The organism is Clostridium sp. CF012 (assembly GCF_018861755.1).
Taxonomy (GTDB): domain Bacteria; phylum Bacillota; class Clostridia; order Clostridiales; family Clostridiaceae; genus Clostridium_AD.
Genome location: NZ_JAHLEF010000042.1, coordinates 1 through 17,369, shown reverse-complemented (window position 1 = coordinate 17,369; position 17,369 = coordinate 1). Strand labels below are relative to the sequence as shown.

Below are 17,369 nucleotides of genomic sequence, written 5' to 3'. Positions count from 1 at the left end.
TGTAAAAATTATTAGAATAAATAAAACATTCACAGAAAATACTAAAGCTAGTAACTGGGTTGAACCTTGCAATTTCATGGTTCCTTATTTTATATTAAATTGTAGAGTGTTTAACAGAATGTAATAACAAAATATTCTATAAATACAATATTATATTTAAAAACTTGATTTATTTAAGTGAATAAACTAAAATTATGTATGGTGTTTTAATAAGCTAACGTATAAGCAGATTAAAGTTTATAGCTTTTATCTGCCAAATTAAAATATAGAGCAGAACAATTAATAATTGTTTTGCTCTCAAGAGACAAACAAGGAGGAATATTAATGGAAAAAAATTTATCTTTAGATTTAAGCAAAACAGTTCCCTATTTAGGTGAGCATGAAGTTTCTTATTTTCAACCAATGGTTTCTACAGCACACAAAATGCTTACAGATAAAACAGGGCCCGGAAATGATTTTTTAGGATGGATTGACCTTCCTGTAAATTATGATAAATTGGAATTTGATAGAATTAAAAAGGCAGCAAAAAAAATAAGAAGTAATTCTGAAGTCTTAATAGTAATTGGAATAGGTGGGTCGTACCTAGGAGCAAGAGCTGCTATAGAAGCATTATCTCATAGCTTTTATAATAGTCTAACAAACGAAAAAAGAAAATCTCCAGCAATATTTTTTGCTGGAAATAATATAAGTTCAACATATATGGCAGATTTGCTTGATGCTGTAGAGGGAAAAGATATTTCAGTAAATGTAATATCAAAATCTGGAACTACTACAGAACCTGCTATTGCTTTTAGAATCTTCAAAGAGCTATTAGAAAAGAAATATGGAAAAGAAGGAGCAAAAGAAAGAATTTTTGCTACTACGGATAAGGCCAAAGGAGCTCTAAAAAAATTAGCAGATGCAGAAGGCTACGAAACTTTTGTTATTCCAGATGATATAGGCGGAAGATTTACGGTGCTTACTCCTGTAGGATTACTTCCAATAGCAGCAGCAGGCATAGATATTGATGAAATGATGAAGGGTGCAGCAGATGCAAGAAATGCATATAGCAATGAAGACTTGAATAATAATGATTGTTATAAGTATGCAGCAGCTAGAAATGCATTATATAGAAAAGGCAAGGTTACAGAAATTTTAGTTAACTATGAACCGTCACTTCAATATTTTGGAGAGTGGTGGAAACAGCTTTTTGGAGAAAGTGAAGGAAAAGACCAAAAGGGAATATTCCCAGCAGCGGTTAATTTCTCTACAGATTTACACTCTATGGGACAATATATTCAAGAAGGTGTAAGAAATATATTTGAAACAGTTATAAATGTAGAAAAGCCAAGAATAGAAGTTGTAGTAAAAGAGGAAAGTGGAGATCTAGATGGATTGAACTTTTTAGCAGGCAAAACTATGGATTTCGTTAATAAAAAAGCTTTTCAAGGTACAGTACTTGCTCATAATGATGGAGATGTACCTAATATTATTTTAAATGTGCCAACACTCACAGCATACAATTTTGGACACATGGCATATTTCTTTGAAAAAGCTTGTGCAATAAGCGGATATTTATCAGGTGTTAATCCTTTTGATCAACCAGGAGTAGAAGCATACAAGAAGAATATGTTCGCTCTTCTTGGAAAATCAGGATATGAAGAAATTAAAGCAGAACTAGAAAAAAGGCTTTAGAAAAATGAGAATTATTGTTGATGCAGATGGGTGCCCTGGAAAAAATCTAATAGAAAAAGCAGCCATAGAGCACTCTATAGAGCTCATTATGTTTTGTGATATTAATCATGTTTTAAGTAGTGATAATGCCTCCATAAGGTATGTGGATAGTGGATTTCAAAGTGTTGATATGAAGGTAGCCAATGAAGCGAAATCTAAAGATATAATAATTACTCAAGATTTTGGGGTTGCTGCTATGGTTTTAGCTAAAGGTGCCTACGCTATGGGACCTAAAGGACATATATATGATGATGATAATATTGATAAATTATTATTTGAAAGGCATATGTCTGGTAAATTAAGACGTAGTGGTGGCAAGACCTTTGGTCCTAAAAAAAGAACAAAGGACGATGATGAAAAACTTTATAATAATTTAATTAAACTTATTTTAAAAGCGCAATTAGCAGCAAAATAATTGCTATATAACATTTAGGATATAAAAAATAACTAGTAACCGTGTTTACTAGTTATTTTAAAGGTATTTTAGAGGGCTAAACAATTAATAATTGTTTAGCCCTCTAAAATTTTTAAATGAATAATTAATCAAAGGTATCCATATCTTGCGATCGATGCTGTCTTTAATAGCTTCCAGATATAGTGAACCGTTATTTACCCTCATTGATGTATAATCCATACACAAATCCTTTCATAAACTTATAAGGTGTTAATAAATTAGTTCTAGGAACTTTCTTAATTTCATTTAATCTTATATATGCTCCACCATTTTGAGTCCCTTTAACACTATAAATTTTTCCTTCATATTTAACTAAATCATTAGGTTGATAGAAATATTTAACCTTTCTTATTCTTCTCTGTCCTTTTGATAACTTATTACCCCTATATTGATGTAAATTTTCTGAGTTTAAATTCTTATTTCTAGTTCTTCTACCGTTGTTTAAATCTCCACCACTTACTTTTTCTCCAGTTCGTATATCAATATATTTAGAATCATAAAATTTTTCTAAACTTCTATTATTTCTTCTTACTTGTTTGACCTCAAATATCTTTGAATTTCTAACTTGATCAATACCTTTAACTATAGCAAAAGCATCATTATAATGAGTTTTTTCTATTTTGCTGAAAATCCTATGATTTTTTGTTATATAGCCATAAGTTGTCTCAATATTACTATAGTTTTCTTTTAACTTATTGACTAAATACCATCTAATCATACTCATAAAGGTAGCATCTTTAAATCCTCTAACTTTCTTACCTTCCATACACCAATCGTATAAGAATTTTCCTTTTTTATGGTTAAGAGAAGTGTGGCACTTGTTACATAAAGTTATTAAATTGCTAGGAGAATCTGTTCCACCATGACTTTTAAATTTAATATGATGTACTTCTAATATTTGTTCTTTGCCTTTGTTCTTACAGTTAGGATTTTGACATTTGTGATTATCTCTATGAAGTACATATTCTCTAGTATTCCAAAATCCCATCATATCTCCCTGTTGGTATTCTACTCCACTAATATCGTCATTCTTCATTTTTTGAATGTCAAAGCTCGCAACTTCTATAATACATTTAGTTATTGGCAATATCTTATATAAACTATCAATAAACTTAATATGAGAATCTAATTTGTGTTGTAAACTAGGTGCCAACCACTCTTTTGGTTTTGATTTTGTCCTATTGCTCCATCTAGTTTTTCTATGTCTTAATCTTGAACGTCTTATTTTTCTATATCTTGACTTTTCTAATAATCTTTCTTTCATACCTTGTAGTAATGTTAATTCACCTACAATTAATTCTTTCTTTTCACTTACAGCAGAAAATCCGACATTATTATATCCGCTATCAATTCCTAATGTAATATCCTGCTTGTATCCACTACTACCAAAAATTAATTCAATTGTGAATGGCTTAATTGTTACAACCTTCGCTTTCTTTTGTTTTAGCAATAACCTAGCTTTTCTAGGTGTAGTAGGCATTAATGATTTTCCTATTTTGTTTAATACGTAGACTATCATAAAGTCTACCTCCTTTCAGAGTTGGTTCTCTTCGCCAATGTTATGGAAGGTTTAATATCTAACTCACTTCTCCTACCATCAGAGATGTTTAAAATTAGACCGTAGTGTTCAAGACTAGAGAAGTATCTTGAAGTACCTATATATTCTCACATAACGTAGTCTGTTAAGTCTTAGGCTATTCAACTGACTTGTTTACGCTTACAAGCCACTACCCTTTAGGGTAGTTGGTAGTTGACCAATAGTTATATCTTCTTTTTTGTAGGATAGTTAGGTTATAATGATCTAGTTTTTCTTTTGTCATAATATCTCTCCTTTCACCAATTATTAAAAACAATTTATGTTTATAATAGTTTTACCCTATTAATAAATATTATAATAACAACATCACTACCATAAAAATTTATAATATTATTATTTTAAATTAAAATCATAAGTATTTATGTCATTAAATAAAAGAAAAAAAGGAAAGTAAATACTGTTACAAATTATGGTAACATAGTATAATATACCAATATAGAAGAGAATTTTAAAAAAACTTTCCATTGTGTAGCTTATTTATGAAGGTAGGTGAACTATAATGAATGAAATGAACATATTGTTTAGCTCAGAAAACCCTGAGGAAAAACAGGAGAAAATTTTAATAAGTGTTGAAAATGAATTAGAGGATAATCTGAACTATAAATTTCTTGTAGGACTAGAAGGAACATGGACTACTTTAAAGGAATTAAGTGCAACTAGTGCCGTCTTATGGAAACCAGAAAGAGAGGCTAAGTATTCAATAATGGTACAAGCTAAAAGAAAAGAAAGTAAAAAAGCTTTTGATTTTGTGTCAAAAACAGAATATGTAGTTGGAAATGTTTACGAAAAGCTAATAAGGGATATTTACATAGATAAAAAAGAGGTAATGGTCGGGGAGAAAATCACCTTAACAGTAGATGCGATAAGGGCCCCTATTATGTATAGATATTGGATACGTAAAAAGGGGAATTGGCTACTTATAAAGGACTATTCATCAGAAAATATAATGACTTGGGCTTCGAAATATTCTGGTGAGCAAGAATTTTTAGTAGAATGCAAGAGTTTAGATTCTAAAAATACTTTTGATGACTTTATGAAAATACAGTTCGAGGTACGCGCCGTACAATCCTTAGAAATCATGAGGTTTAGTTGTTTAACCCAAGAGTTATTTGCAGGTAGGGAACTAGTTTTTGACGTGGAGGCAAGTCATGAGGATAGCAGAATGATTTTATACAAATTTGTAAAAATCAATGCTGAGGGGAATAGTAAATGCATACAAGATTATTCAACTAAAAAATTAGTTAGTTATATTGAAGAAAAGACGGGCAAGTATAAGCTATTATGTATGGCAAAGGATATGTATTCACTTCATGAATTTGATGATAGAGCATTGATTCATTATACCGTAAAGCCTTATGAAGAAATAAATATACAAAGTTTTACAAGTGATTTAAGCTCACCACAGCTATGTGATACTCCTATTAATTTGAGATGTATTGCTAGGGGTGGAAAAGACCTATTGTATAAATTCAAAATCAATGGAAAGTCTCTAGAGGATTCGGGTTATATTAGAAGAAATAATTATTTATGGACGCCAAGTGAAGCAGGAGAATATAAAGCTTGTTTATGGATTAAGGATGCTTCTTTCCAAGGAGAATATGAGAAGAGTGCTTGTTTAGACTTTATAATTGATGACATAGGTAATACAAATGTTATTATCGACGATATAATTTTAGACAAGAAAAACATTGTAATAATAGGTGAAGTTGTTCATGTAAAAGTTAAAGCAACTGGAGGAACATCTTTAAGATATAGCTTTTCGATTTCGGAGAATGATAGTGAAATAGAAAAAATTGAGTTTGGAGTACATGATTTTGTAGATTTTACTCCAGAGCAAAGTGGTAAATTCAAATTAGAGGTAAGAGTAAAAGATAAATATTCTAAGAGGGAATTTGATTGTCATGCAGTAGTATATATTGAGGCTTTAGTATGTATTCCAGCTAAAATAGAATATGTTTTAATGCCCACACGAGAATATTATATGGTAGGAGATACTATTGCTCTAGAAGTAATATCTGAAAACACAAGAAATACCCTTGTGAATTATGTTTTGAAAATAAATGGACACTTAGTAGAACAAACAAATTTTGTGCAGCATAAGAATTATGAGCTTAAACCTAAATGCAGTGGAACTTATTTAATAGAACTTAGGGCGAAAAATAAATCTAGTAATGAGGCATATGATTGCATGAGGGAAATAAAAATAGAAGTACATGAGACATTACCTATAACAGATACAAGGGTTTTATGCGATAAGATAAATTTTAAGGCCAATGAAGCAACAACATTTGTAGCGCAAAATCTAGGGGGTAAGGATGTTGTGTATGAGTTCTATCTTATGGAGATGGGGGAATGGACCTTAGTACAAAGATTTAGCAAGAAAAACGACTATACATTTATGCCCTTTACTAAAGGGATTTATAGAGTACTAGTATTATCAAAAAATTTTTATAAGAGTATTTCATATGAAGATTATGATATAATGGAGATAGAAGTATTAGAATAAATTTAAAACAGCTTTTCAAGGCTGTTTTTTTTATGAGAAAATGGTTTATACTAATTATATACAAGCACCGTTTTATATGTTTTGCTGGTGGTTTTAAGAAATAGTTGAGGAGATGGATTTATATGGAAAGAATAGACAAAATATTGTCAAATTTAGGTCACGGAACACGAAAAGAAGTAAAGGGATTATTAAAAAAAGGAAAAGTTGAAATTGATGGAATCATAGCCTCAGATAGTGCTATGAAAATTGATCCGGATAAGGCTGTAATAAAGGTATCAGGTGAGGAAATTAATTATAGAAAATACATATATTTAATTATGAATAAGCCATCGGGTGTTGTTTCTGCTACTGTAGATAATCATGATGAAACTGTAATTGATTTGCTAGATCATGAATATCATTCCTTCAATCCATTTCCTATAGGTAGGCTTGATAAAGATACAGTAGGGTTACTACTAATTACTAATGATGGTGAATTGAATCATAAATTAATAGCACCTAAGAATCATGTAGATAAAGTGTATTATGCTGAAATTAATAAATTTATAGATGAAAAGGACATCGCTACCTTTAAGAAGGGTGTTGTAATAGATGATGGATATAAGTGTATGCCGGCAGTACTCGAAGTATTAAATGCAAATGAGAATGGATCAGAAGTAATGGTTACTATTCAAGAAGGTAAATTTCATCAGGTAAAGAGAATGTTTGAAAGTGTAGATAAAAAAGTTGTATTTCTTAGAAGAGTTAGTTTTGGGCCATTAAAATTAGATGAAAATTTACAAGAAGGTCAATATAGAGAATTGTCAGAAGAAGAAATAAATTCATTAAAAAAGGTTTAATTGAATTGAAAATTTAATAATATACGGTAAAAATGAATAAGACATGAATAAAACACTTGGATTTTAAAAATTATTTACAATAAAATTTCAAAAACCCTTGCAAAATTAAGCTGAATTTAATATAATTAAAGAGTAAAGATAAATAGAGAGATAAATAGCCCCCTTTTTATTTATTATAAAACAGCCCAACCCCAAGGGCTGTTTTATTTTGCAAAAAAAAGTCGATTTCTGAGAAGGAATGTTTATACATTATATTTCGACAAAATGCCCACATTAAATGAAATTATTTAATGTGGGCATTTTTTAATGGAAAATGGGGAAGTATATAATTACATAGTATATACTAGTTGAATTTTTTGGATTATAATAAAGATGAGCAAATATAGGATTAGATGTATAATTCGCCATAATAGGTATTTAAGACTAAACTCATAATGAATATTATTCAGGAATAATTTAAAAAAAATTAATGCAAAAAATTATATAGGAGGAAAATTTTATGGATATAAAAGAAACACTAATAAGTTTTATGACAGAACAAGCATACAAACCTATGAACATAGCAGAGCTATCTAAAGTATTTAGTATAAAAAAAGCAAATATGAAAGAATTTACTAACTTATTAACGGAGATGGAGAAAGATGGTCAAATAGTTAAAACACGTACAGAGCACTATGGTATTCCAGAGAAAATGGGTATTGTAATAGGTAAATTCCAAGGTCATCAAAGAGGCTTTGGGTTTGTAATAGCAGATGAGGAAAGACCAGATATATTTATTCCAGCAGATAATGTAAATGGAGCAATGAATGGTGATAGAGTTCTTGCGAAGATTTTAAAAGAAGTGAATAATGGTAAAAAATGTGAAGGCGAGATTATAAGAATAGTAGAAAGGTCTAATAAAACAATAATAGGAACTTACGATGATAGTAAAAACTTTGGGTTTGTAGTAGCTGACGACAAGAGAATTGCCCAAGATATATTTATTCCTAAAGCAGAAAGAAATGGTGCGAAAACAGGGCAAATAGTAATAGCTGAAATAACTGAATGGCCAGAACAAAGAAGAAATCCTGAGGGGAGAATTATTGAAATCCTTGGAAATAAAGGAGACGCGGGCATTGATATATTAACTATAATTAAAAAACATAAGCTGCCAGAGGAGTTTCCACAAAAAGTTGAAGCCTTCGCAGATAACATAGTTGAAAAAATCCCAGAAGAAGAATATAACAGAAGAAGAGATTTAAGGAACTTGCAAATGGTAACTATCGATGGAGAGGATGCTAAAGATTTAGATGATGCTGTGTCTATGGAGATTTTAGATAATGGCAACTATCGCTTAGGAGTTCATATAGCGGATGTTTCCAACTATGTTAAAGAGAAAAATCCACTAGATATAGAAGCTTTAAATAGAGCAACTTCAGTATACTTAATAGATAGAGTTATACCAATGCTTCCTAAAAAATTATCTAATGGAGTTTGTAGTTTAAATCCAAAACTAGATAGATTAGCTCTTAGTTGTTTTATGGAAATAGATAAGAATGGTAAAACTATAGATCATGAGATAGTAGAATCCATTATAAAAACTAATGAGAGAATGACTTATACTGACGTTACAAAAATGCTAAAAGATAAAGATGTGGAAACAATCAAAAAATATGATTACCTATATGAAGATTTTAAGCGTATGGAAGATTTATGTTCCATTCTTAATAAAAAGAGAATGGGCAGAGGTGCTATAGATTTTGATTTCGTTGAGTGTAAAATAATTCTAAATGAATTTGGAAAACCTGTAGACGTTGTACCTTATGAAAGAGGTATTGCTAATAGAATAATTGAGGAATTTATGTTAATTGCTAATGAAACTGTAGCTGAGCATATGTTCTGGCTCAACGTACCTTTTGTATACAGAATCCATGAGGACCCAGATGAAGAAAAATTAATACATTTTAGTGAATTTGCACATAATTTAGGATACCCTATAAAGTGGGGAAAAGAGATACATCCTAGAATGCTTCAGGAAGTAATAGCAAAAGTAAAAGGTGAGAAAGAAGAGATGGTGCTTAGTACATTATTACTTCGTTCTATGATGAAAGCAAAATATTCTCCAGAATGTAGCGGTCATTTTGGTTTGGCATCAAAATATTACTGTCACTTTACCTCACCAATTAGAAGATATCCAGACCTCATGATTCATAGGATAATTAAAGAGGTTATAAATGGAGGCTTAAGTGAAAAAAGAACTGAAAGATTAAAGAAAGAAGTAGAGATAGCATCAAAACAATCCTCAGATATGGAAAGAGTAGCTATGGAAGCTGAGAGAGAAGTAGATGACTTAAAGAAAGCAGAGTACATGAATGAAAGAATAGGTCAAGAATTTGACGGTATTATTTCTTCAGTAACTAATTTTGGATTGTTTGTGGAACTTCCAAACACTATAGAGGGATTAGTTCATATGAGTAGCTTAGATGATGATTATTATGTTTTTGATGAAAGACATTTAACTCTTGTAGGTGAGAGAACTAAGAAAATGTATAAATTGGGAGAAGAGGTAAAAATCATAGTTAGTAAAGTTGATTTAGCTTCTCATGAGGTTTATTTTGATATAATTAAAGATGGTGAAGATAAAGAAGAAACAGATGAAGAGTATACAACTGAAGAGTATACAACTGAAGATTTAGATAAATTAATAAAAGATGATTCTACAAAATAATAACACAGAGGAGGGTTAATCGCCTCACTGGAGGAGGCTAAGCCTCCTCCTTCTGTTTATTATATTTAAAGAAAGTTATGTTAAAATAATCCATATGTCCTTGAAAAAGAATGCATTGTATAGTATAATGATATATTAATAAGAATAAAGCAGGTGAAGTTATGGCAAAGGAAACAGGAAATAAAACATTAGTGGAAAATAGAAAAGCAAGACATGATTATTTTATAGAGGAAGCAATGGAAGCTGGAATAGAGCTTGTTGGTACAGAGGTAAAGTCTATTAGAGCTGGAAAGGCAAACTTAAAAGATAGTTATGCAGATGTTATAAATGGTGAAGTATTTATTAAAAATATGCATATAAGTCATTATGAAAATGGGAATCAATTTAATGCTGATCCATTAAGAGTCAGGAAATTATTGCTTCATAAAGAGCAAATAAATAGACTTCAAGGATTTACATCGCAAAAGGGGTTTACTCTAGTTCCATTATCACTTTATCTTAAAAATACTAAAGTGAAAGTTAATCTTGGTATAGTTCGCGGAAAGAAAGACTACGATAAGAGGGATGCTATGCTTGAAAAAGATGCCAAGAGAGATATGGCTAGGCAGTTAAAGGAAAGAATGAGATAACAAGCAGGAATACACAATAAGTCCATAATATTAGCACTTGATAATGCACCTAATATAGTGTATTATTAAGACATAGACAGCAAGGTAGTAAAACATTAAAAGCTAATATTTAATCCATTTACAAGAACACAAAAATATAATAAATATAAAATTGCGTTATAAATATGCAATAAGTTACACACAATATTGCATTGCAAAGGATTTGAATTAAATCTTTTGACAATACGGGGGCGTACTTGGTTTCGACGGGGGTACGTTGCATCGAGGAAGCGAGCCGAGGGAACCTATGGACCCGCGTAAAAAACTATAGGGACAATTTAAACGCAAACGATAATTTAGCACTAGCAGCTTAGTCTGCTACGTCTTACCTTTGATTACCGCGACTTAGGATAGGGCGCCGACAGCGGTGAACCGAGTCTGGGAAAGCTTTGACCCAGAAACGGAAAATATGAAGCTACCGAAACATAAACCCGGCCAGTAGGGGTTAAGTAGAGGGAATTTTAAAGTATTGGCTACGCTCGTAGATGCCTAGGTGTTATGGCTTTCGGACAGGGGTTCGACACCCCTCGCCTCCACCAGTGGAACCCTCGACTAATTAATTTTAGTTGAGGGTTTTCTTATGCCTTAATTTAGTTGGATTAGAGTAATGTGAGCAGAACCGTACTACAAATAACGGAGGGTTTTGTGGGAAAACATTAAACAAGTAAAGAACCTCAGCGTGTACAACATTGGTGCTTTACGTATGTATCATCTCAAATTATTTCTAACCCAAGAACAAATACTTAATATTTCCCTTACCATTTATTATAAAGCTTTCTTGAAAAAATAATTCCATTACATAAAATTCTGAGTTTTCAAATTTATTTATTATTCCTCCTCCCCAAAATCTTATATCTAAATTGTTTTTAAGATGGTATTCTATGTAATTCTTTGCCATTTGTATTTTTTCATTACTAACTCCATTTTCGTTCTTATAAGCATCTCCAATTAATACATACATATTAGAATAATTTTCATTATTAAATTTTATTTCCAATGTACTATTAATTTCTTCAACTGCTCCGATTTTAATATTTACTACCTACAGCGTACATATGACTTCCAGGCGAAAGACTTTTATTTGAAAAATGGAGATGAAATTTTCGGCGTATTAGAAGGCTGCCCCAAAGAGCACAGCCTTTATCATTTATCCAAGAGATTATAATCATAATCTGTAATATCGCAGTAATGACACAACATTCTTAAAGTTTGTGGCAATCGTGATTTTATGGTTGTTACAACATTGTAAACTATTATGGATATACTCATAATGAATGATTACATTATGTAGGAGGATATGATAAGATGAAGAAGTTTACTTATGATAAAAAAAGGTTTGAACTAGAAGGAATATTAAATAATTATACAGTTATGTTTAATTCCAAGGAATATTCACCATTTGCTTATGCAGAACTACAAAAGACAAATGATTCATTTCCACATATAAATAATGAAAACTTTTATGAGAAATTAAATGCCGTATTCATAGAAAACTATAATATGGATTTACAGGCATTAGAAGAATATTTGACTCAATCACCGGGAGCTGATGATGCTTTTAGGCGTATACGTATTTTTGAATTTATTAGAGAAAACTATAATGCTAAAAATGAAAAATAAAAAACCACACAATAATTTTGTCAAAACAGGCAATGTCGTTAATTTAAAATTAAGATTATATTCTTCATATTAAATGTCACAAACAATAAAAGTTTGTGGCGTTTTTAGTTGTGACGACTTAGAAAATATCGCGACACAACTAAATAAGCCAAAAGGCAAAGTAGAGGACTTTAAATAGTCTTTTTATTTTGCTTAGTTTTATAGAAATCAAGTCATTTACAATTATATACAATCATACTCCTTTTTTCGCTACAATTAGTAATGAAAGGAGGGATATTATGACACAATTGAAAGAAATAACACAAAAGATTGAGGAGCTCAGAGCTTTAATGCATCAGTTAATGAATGAAAAAGAAAAGTTAACTGATCCAGAATTAGTAGTGCTTAGCCAAAAGCTAGATGACCTACTAAACGAATATGATAGATTAATAAACAGAAGTTAATAATTTATCGTATCAAATCAAAATTTCACAGTAACTGAGAGGACTACTAAAGTCCTCTTTTTAATGACTAGAAAAACATATAAAGAGAGAAATAGGTACCAATAGTTAAATGCTTTGCAAGTGATGAACAACAGAATTACAAACAATGACAAGTAGCAACACAATAACTTAAATCTTATGGAGAAATCTTTTTTTTGTTTTGTTTTAAGTCGGTTCTTGTAACACGATTCTTAAAGGAATATGAGTTGTTATTGTAGAATAGGTAGACTTAATAAGGAATAAGTTTGTTTTTAAAATACTTGTTTCTTAATTCTATGTTAAAGGGGTGAATAACATTGAAAAAATTTATTCGTAATACTATGAATATTCTAGGAGTTGTTGCGTTATTTGTTGGGACAATAGCTATTGTTCCAACATCACTAATTAGTTCACATCAACCTAACTGTCCAGATGAATTTTTAATGTAAAAATGTTGACTCTTTTGTAGAAAATAGGTGGATTTTATTAACAATATTATTGCAAAAGAGTCAATAATTTATAGGGAGAAGGTGAATATGAATATGATTAGTGAAATAATTCTTGATGCATTGGAAGCATTAATATTATTGGGGGTTTTTAGCTCATTAACTAACCAACAGAGGTATATTATTGAAAATAAAATAAAATCAGGTTTGGTGTGTACAATATATATTTTTATTGCTTATTTGAGTACTGTTTATGTTAATAATTTACATCACACATTGATTATTATATTAGGGTCTATTTTAATATTAACATTTATAACAAAAATAAGCCTTTATTCTTCGACTATAATCTCCTCACTATTTTTTATAATAATATTTACTACAGAAACTTTTGTTCAGTTCATTGAAATGTTTATATTTAAGGTTGGGTTAAATCAAATCTTAATGATTTCAAAATATACAGTTATATTCGTATTTGCATGTAAATCACTACAGATATTTGTTGTGATAATTCTGTTAAAATATAATACATATTTACTCGAAATTGGATTGCTTGATAAAGAAAGAACTATTTTTTCTGAATTTTTAATAGAGATTGGAATTTTGAATGTGTTTATTTATATTTTGAGCTTTAGTGTTTTAGATATAAAAAGCGATAGAATATATAACATGTTGATTTTTGGTATATATCTTATGTTTTCAATAGTTGCATATTTTCACTTAAAAGAAAGAGAAAAAATGATAAATATAAATAATAAATATAAAGTTCAAGAGCATCAAATTTCAAATATGGAAGAAATAATTAGTATAATTAGACAAGAAAAACATGATTATGCTAACCATATAAATGTTATACAAGCGTTGTGTTGCTTGAATAAACCCAATACTGTTGAGCGAATAAATGAATATGTATTAAGGATTTCAGATACAATTCACTCATCATTTAGATATTTAGATACGGGGAATGATTATATAGATGGTCTATTATCAATAAAAAGTAACTACGCAATGAAGAATGGGATAGATTTCAATGTAATGATTGGTGAATCCTTTAATTTGTTAAAAATTAGGGAAGATGAATTAATAAGTATCATTAGTAATATTGTTGATAATGCATTTGAGGCATTGAAATTAAAATCATGTACTGAAAATAAGGAAATATTTATCACTACTTCTATAGAGGATAGCAGGTTTTGTATTGAAATAGCAGATAATGGAGATGGAATTGCTGGAGATATAAAAAATAAAGTTTTCGAAAAGGGTTTTTCTACTAAAATCAAGCAAAAAAGTGATCATGGGTATGGACTATACATTACGAAACAATTGGTCGAGCATAATAATGGGAGCATATCTGTAGAACGTGCTTCAGTAAAAACTAAATTCTTAGTTAAATTTGTAATATAAAAGGATAGATGAATGAATAGATTAGTAAGTTGTATAATAAAAAAGATCTCTGAAACAAATTCTCACTTTACGGACTTGGAACTAAAAAAAATGGAATATGGATTACTTTGTCTTTTTGATGAAGTTACAAAGATTATTCCATATTATATTATGTTTTGTTTGTTTTCACTTCAACAATACTATATAGTTGTTTTTATGTTTTTCTGTCCAATAAGATTATTTTCAGGTGGTTACCACGCAAAAACTTATTGGGGATGCTTTTTTATCAGTCTTGTAAATTACTGGATAATGATAATTGTTGGGAAATATATAACGATAAATGCTATTATCTCAATAATAGTACTGACTGGTTCTGTTTTACTTGTGTATATTTTTTCTCCAGTAGATAATATCAATAAGAGAATAAAAAGTGGAGAAAGAAGAAAGAAGCTCAAATACTTTTCTGTTGTCGTAACTGTTTTATTGAGCGGATTGTGTTATCTGATACCAGGTAGATTTTTTACTACGGCGGTACTATCTATTCTGGTAGCTGTAATAATGATGATGATGGGCTATATAAAAAATGAATGTAATTAAAAAATAAATATTTACAAATAATGAGCTGAAATGGTAAGTTATTATTCAAGACATGTGCGATGGTACTGTAGAATTAGGCTGTAAAAATTATTGAGAAGGTATATTATTAATTTTAAGAGTGGTCAAGAGCTCTGAGGGATGCCTTGGGGCTTTTTTATTTTTGTTCATTTAGAATTCAGTTAAAAGTGGAATTATATGTTGCAAATGAATTTGAAATGTATTATTATTGAAATTGTGAGTTTTTGGGAAAAGGGTGAAGATTATGAATGAACAAGTGGAATTACTTAGAAATAAATTAGAAAATTTAGTATCAGTTACGGATAGCCTTGTCGATAGTGAAATCATTTCTGTAAGTCAGGAGTTAGACAAGCTTATTTTTCAATATTATTTAAAAGCATAATAGAGATTTAAACATGTTCCTCTGGCTTCGGCTGGAGGATTTTATTTTTGTAAAATATAATCATGAACTCAATACAAATGGATATAATTTAAATACTTCATTTAGTGAATCTGGAACTTTATATTTTGTGTATAAATTATCGTAGCATGGCAATAATTTATACAAAAATAAAAGAGGTAATTGCATGTATAAAACTAAAAAGAGTTTTGTAAAATTAAAATTTGCTATTTTTATAGGAGCTGTATATATAATTGTATTGATGATCCCGGCACTTTTTTAGTGTTGGGGTTGTTTTTTTGTAGTTAAACAAGTAACTCTGAATAAATTACGAAGTAAAGTAGAATTAGCATAGTAGGGGTTAAAATGATATTTAGTTTTTTATCATTTGAGGGGCCAACGAGGAAAATGATTCTTCCTCGTTGGATAGAAAAATTAGTATGACTAGTTGAGTAGCTCTGTTATTGAACCGATATAAGGTGCGAGTTCATCCCAAAGCCACCTATTGTCATCATGATTAGGTTAACCTATATCAATGACTGAGGTTCTGTTTGTAATATAACGTGCAAGATGCGCTACTGCTGGAACCCAGTTAGCTAGCTCACGTGCTAATTTGTCCGGATATACATGCCCCAATATTTCAACACACATAGAATTGTCACTTACGTTAAAATTTCTTCCATTTATTTCTTTGAATATTTCTTTACATTTGAGTACTATATCTGCGACGTTTGATATAGATTGTTCTAAGACATACTTTAATCTAACATTATTTTCAATATGAATGGTATGTTCACGAAAATAACAATCAATAATGCTACGATTAATTTCAATATCTCTACGTACCAATGCTTCCGTTGTTGGCATAAATAAATACCTCTTTCTTATTTTTAATTTATAATTATTGTATCCTTATAATTAAGAAGTATTTATAGATACAAATAAAAAATATTACAAGAATTCCATATGGAAATAAAGTAATTTTATGAAAAAAATATGATAGAATTATTAATTAATACCATCAAGGAAAAATAGTCTAGTACGCAATACAAAAAAATGTTTGTCAACAATTTCTATTTAAATAAGAATATGAAGTTATCTCCTAAGTACTTTGATTCCACATAGATTTCAGTTTGATAAATGTGAAATTTACCATCTACATACTCATAAATAGTTGCATATTTATTCTATGTAACGTTTCAATTTAATTTGCATAACTTATAGGGGAGTAAAGAGAATAGCAGTAAACATTCGTAAGACTTACTGATACTGGAAAGAAAGTAGCAGAAATTTGTTAAAGTGCATTATAAAAAAAGTTATCGCAAACATTTCAAAAGGTCAGGTTGAAGATGTTTTAAAGTCGATTAACATTCTTCAAAAATCATTTGAAAGAGTTAATGTGAACTGCTGTTAATAATCATACAAGTGTATTCGAGGTGAGTTTAACGATATCTGTGATTTTTATAAGTATTATGGTCATATCTTTAGAATTTGTATGTTCACACCTATTAGATGACAAAAATACAAAAGTGTTTAATGATTTTTGTAAATTAGAAAGTAAAAAGTACTTGAAGAGGAAATAACAAATTTAAATATTTTTTGTGAATTGGTGAAAAAGTAAAAAGGGGTAAATAATATCTTCTTCTTCCGAATATAAATTGTTTGCCAATAAAAACAAGACATGTCAACACTTCAAATGAGGTTATGGCATGTCTTTTAAAATTACGCTGGTGGATCTCGTGGGTTACTTTACCTCTTCCAATTTAAGTAAAATATAAAAAAATACATTAAAATATTTAAAGCGTTGTAAATTAAGTCTATAGGCAATAGAAATAATATAAAAAAGCACTGGTCAATGGAGCTCACCCACTAAAATGTACCCTTTGTCAAGGACAATTTAAAAAAAGTCTATGCAACATTGAAAAGGTGATTTCTGTATTGAACAGGAGTCATCTTTTTTAAGTTCCATTGATATCTATAG

The 17,369-nt window shown here is 29.8% G+C and carries 16 protein-coding genes and 1 other RNA gene; 13 read left to right on the top strand and 4 right to left on the bottom strand.

The annotated features are described in order from the left end of the window. Positions 1-324: 324 nt before the first annotated feature. Positions 325-1,674: a glucose-6-phosphate isomerase gene (locus tag KPL50_RS23180; protein ID WP_216300901.1), complete on the top strand. Its 1,350-nt coding sequence runs from the start codon at positions 325-327 to the stop codon at positions 1,672-1,674. Positions 1,675-1,678: 4 nt separating this feature from the next. Continuing rightward, a complete protein-coding gene (locus tag KPL50_RS23175) occupies positions 1,679-2,128 on the top strand; it encodes a YaiI/YqxD family protein (protein ID WP_216300900.1) in 450 nt (149 codons plus the stop codon). A 190-nt stretch (positions 2,129-2,318) separates the two neighbouring features. Here KPL50_RS23175 and iscB read toward each other — a convergent pair whose 3' ends face one another. Further along, positions 2,319-3,686 (bottom strand): RNA-guided endonuclease IscB, encoded by a 1,368-nt coding sequence (iscB, locus tag KPL50_RS23170; protein WP_253200779.1) that lies wholly within the window; start codon positions 3,684-3,686, stop codon positions 2,319-2,321. A 577-nt stretch (positions 3,687-4,263) separates the two neighbouring features. On the opposite strand from iscB, the gene KPL50_RS23165 reads away from it, so the two are divergent. The 5 genes from KPL50_RS23165 (at position 4,264) to ssrA (ending at position 11,023) form a co-directional block, all read left to right on the top strand. Next, complete coding sequence (locus KPL50_RS23165) at positions 4,264-6,270, top strand: triple tyrosine motif-containing protein (protein ID WP_216300899.1); 2,007 nt, start codon at positions 4,264-4,266, stop codon at positions 6,268-6,270. A 122-nt stretch (positions 6,271-6,392) separates the two neighbouring features. Further along, positions 6,393-7,109 (top strand): pseudouridine synthase, encoded by a 717-nt coding sequence (locus KPL50_RS23160; RefSeq protein ID WP_216300898.1) that lies wholly within the window; start codon positions 6,393-6,395, stop codon positions 7,107-7,109. Between the two features lie 499 nt (positions 7,110-7,608). Then, on the top strand, positions 7,609-9,816 hold the full coding sequence (gene rnr / locus KPL50_RS23155; RefSeq protein ID WP_216300897.1) for a ribonuclease R: 2,208 nt from the start codon (positions 7,609-7,611) through the stop codon (positions 9,814-9,816). Positions 9,817-9,977: 161 nt separating this feature from the next. Then, on the top strand, positions 9,978-10,445 hold the full coding sequence (gene smpB / locus KPL50_RS23150) for an SsrA-binding protein SmpB (protein WP_216300896.1): 468 nt from the start codon (positions 9,978-9,980) through the stop codon (positions 10,443-10,445). 226 nt (positions 10,446-10,671) lie between these two features. Beyond that, positions 10,672-11,023, top strand: a transfer-messenger RNA (tmRNA) gene (gene ssrA / locus KPL50_RS23145). 185 nt (positions 11,024-11,208) lie between these two features. Here ssrA and KPL50_RS23140 read toward each other — a convergent pair. Beyond that, positions 11,209-11,481: a hypothetical protein gene (locus tag KPL50_RS23140; protein WP_216300895.1), complete on the bottom strand. Its 273-nt coding sequence runs from the start codon at positions 11,479-11,481 to the stop codon at positions 11,209-11,211. A gap of 308 nt (positions 11,482-11,789) precedes the next feature. On the opposite strand from KPL50_RS23140, the gene KPL50_RS23135 reads away from it, so the two are divergent. The 6 genes from KPL50_RS23135 (at position 11,790) to KPL50_RS23110 (ending at position 15,391) form a co-directional block, all read left to right on the top strand. Further along, a complete protein-coding gene (locus KPL50_RS23135; RefSeq protein ID WP_216300926.1) occupies positions 11,790-12,104 on the top strand; it encodes a hypothetical protein in 315 nt (104 codons plus the stop codon). Between the two features lie 278 nt (positions 12,105-12,382). Beyond that, positions 12,383-12,547 (top strand): aspartyl-phosphate phosphatase Spo0E family protein, encoded by a 165-nt coding sequence (locus KPL50_RS23130; protein WP_164949837.1) that lies wholly within the window; start codon positions 12,383-12,385, stop codon positions 12,545-12,547. Positions 12,548-12,882: 335 nt separating this feature from the next. Then, positions 12,883-13,014, top strand: a complete 132-nt coding sequence (locus tag KPL50_RS23125; protein ID WP_309245210.1) for a cyclic lactone autoinducer peptide — start codon at positions 12,883-12,885, stop codon at positions 13,012-13,014. 87 nt (positions 13,015-13,101) lie between these two features. Beyond that, entirely contained in the window at positions 13,102-14,415 is a 1,314-nt protein-coding gene (locus tag KPL50_RS23120; RefSeq protein WP_216300894.1) for a sensor histidine kinase, read from the top strand. A 12-nt stretch (positions 14,416-14,427) separates the two neighbouring features. Continuing rightward, a complete protein-coding gene (locus KPL50_RS23115) occupies positions 14,428-14,991 on the top strand; it encodes an accessory gene regulator B family protein (RefSeq protein WP_216300893.1) in 564 nt (187 codons plus the stop codon). A gap of 262 nt (positions 14,992-15,253) precedes the next feature. Beyond that, positions 15,254-15,391 carry an aspartyl-phosphate phosphatase Spo0E family protein gene (locus KPL50_RS23110; protein WP_216300892.1) on the top strand — a complete coding sequence of 46 codons (138 nt, stop codon included), beginning with the start codon at positions 15,254-15,256 and terminating at the stop codon, positions 15,389-15,391. Positions 15,392-15,910: 519 nt separating this feature from the next. Here the strand turns inward: KPL50_RS23110 and KPL50_RS23105 are convergent. Further along, positions 15,911-16,255 (bottom strand): hypothetical protein, encoded by a 345-nt coding sequence (locus KPL50_RS23105; RefSeq protein WP_216300891.1) that lies wholly within the window; start codon positions 16,253-16,255, stop codon positions 15,911-15,913. A gap of 1,041 nt (positions 16,256-17,296) precedes the next feature. Continuing rightward, a partial coding sequence (locus KPL50_RS28035; RefSeq protein ID WP_375372948.1) for an IS3 family transposase occupies positions 17,297-17,369 on the bottom strand: 73 nt, incomplete at its 5' end.

Excerpts from the sequence above, each read along its gene's own strand:
- KPL50_RS23180 (WP_216300901.1), top strand. The coding sequence starts at position 325 with ATGGAAAAAAATTTATCTTTAGATTTAAGCAAAACAGTTCCCTATTTA.
- KPL50_RS23175 (WP_216300900.1), top strand. The coding sequence starts at position 1,679 with ATGAGAATTATTGTTGATGCAGATGGGTGCCCTGGAAAAAATCTAATA.
- iscB (WP_253200779.1), bottom strand. The coding sequence starts at position 3,686 with ATGATAGTCTACGTATTAAACAAAATAGGAAAATCATTAATGCCTACT.
- KPL50_RS23165 (WP_216300899.1), top strand. The coding sequence starts at position 4,264 with ATGAATGAAATGAACATATTGTTTAGCTCAGAAAACCCTGAGGAAAAA.
- KPL50_RS23160 (WP_216300898.1), top strand. The coding sequence starts at position 6,393 with ATGGAAAGAATAGACAAAATATTGTCAAATTTAGGTCACGGAACACGA.
- rnr (WP_216300897.1), top strand. The coding sequence starts at position 7,609 with ATGGATATAAAAGAAACACTAATAAGTTTTATGACAGAACAAGCATAC.
- smpB (WP_216300896.1), top strand. The coding sequence starts at position 9,978 with ATGGCAAAGGAAACAGGAAATAAAACATTAGTGGAAAATAGAAAAGCA.
- KPL50_RS23135 (WP_216300926.1), top strand. The coding sequence starts at position 11,790 with ATGAAGAAGTTTACTTATGATAAAAAAAGGTTTGAACTAGAAGGAATA.
- KPL50_RS23130 (WP_164949837.1), top strand. The coding sequence starts at position 12,383 with ATGACACAATTGAAAGAAATAACACAAAAGATTGAGGAGCTCAGAGCT.
- KPL50_RS23120 (WP_216300894.1), top strand. The coding sequence starts at position 13,102 with ATGAATATGATTAGTGAAATAATTCTTGATGCATTGGAAGCATTAATA.
- KPL50_RS23115 (WP_216300893.1), top strand. The coding sequence starts at position 14,428 with ATGAATAGATTAGTAAGTTGTATAATAAAAAAGATCTCTGAAACAAAT.
- KPL50_RS23110 (WP_216300892.1), top strand. The coding sequence starts at position 15,254 with ATGAATGAACAAGTGGAATTACTTAGAAATAAATTAGAAAATTTAGTA.
- KPL50_RS23105 (WP_216300891.1), bottom strand. The coding sequence starts at position 16,255 with ATGCCAACAACGGAAGCATTGGTACGTAGAGATATTGAAATTAATCGT.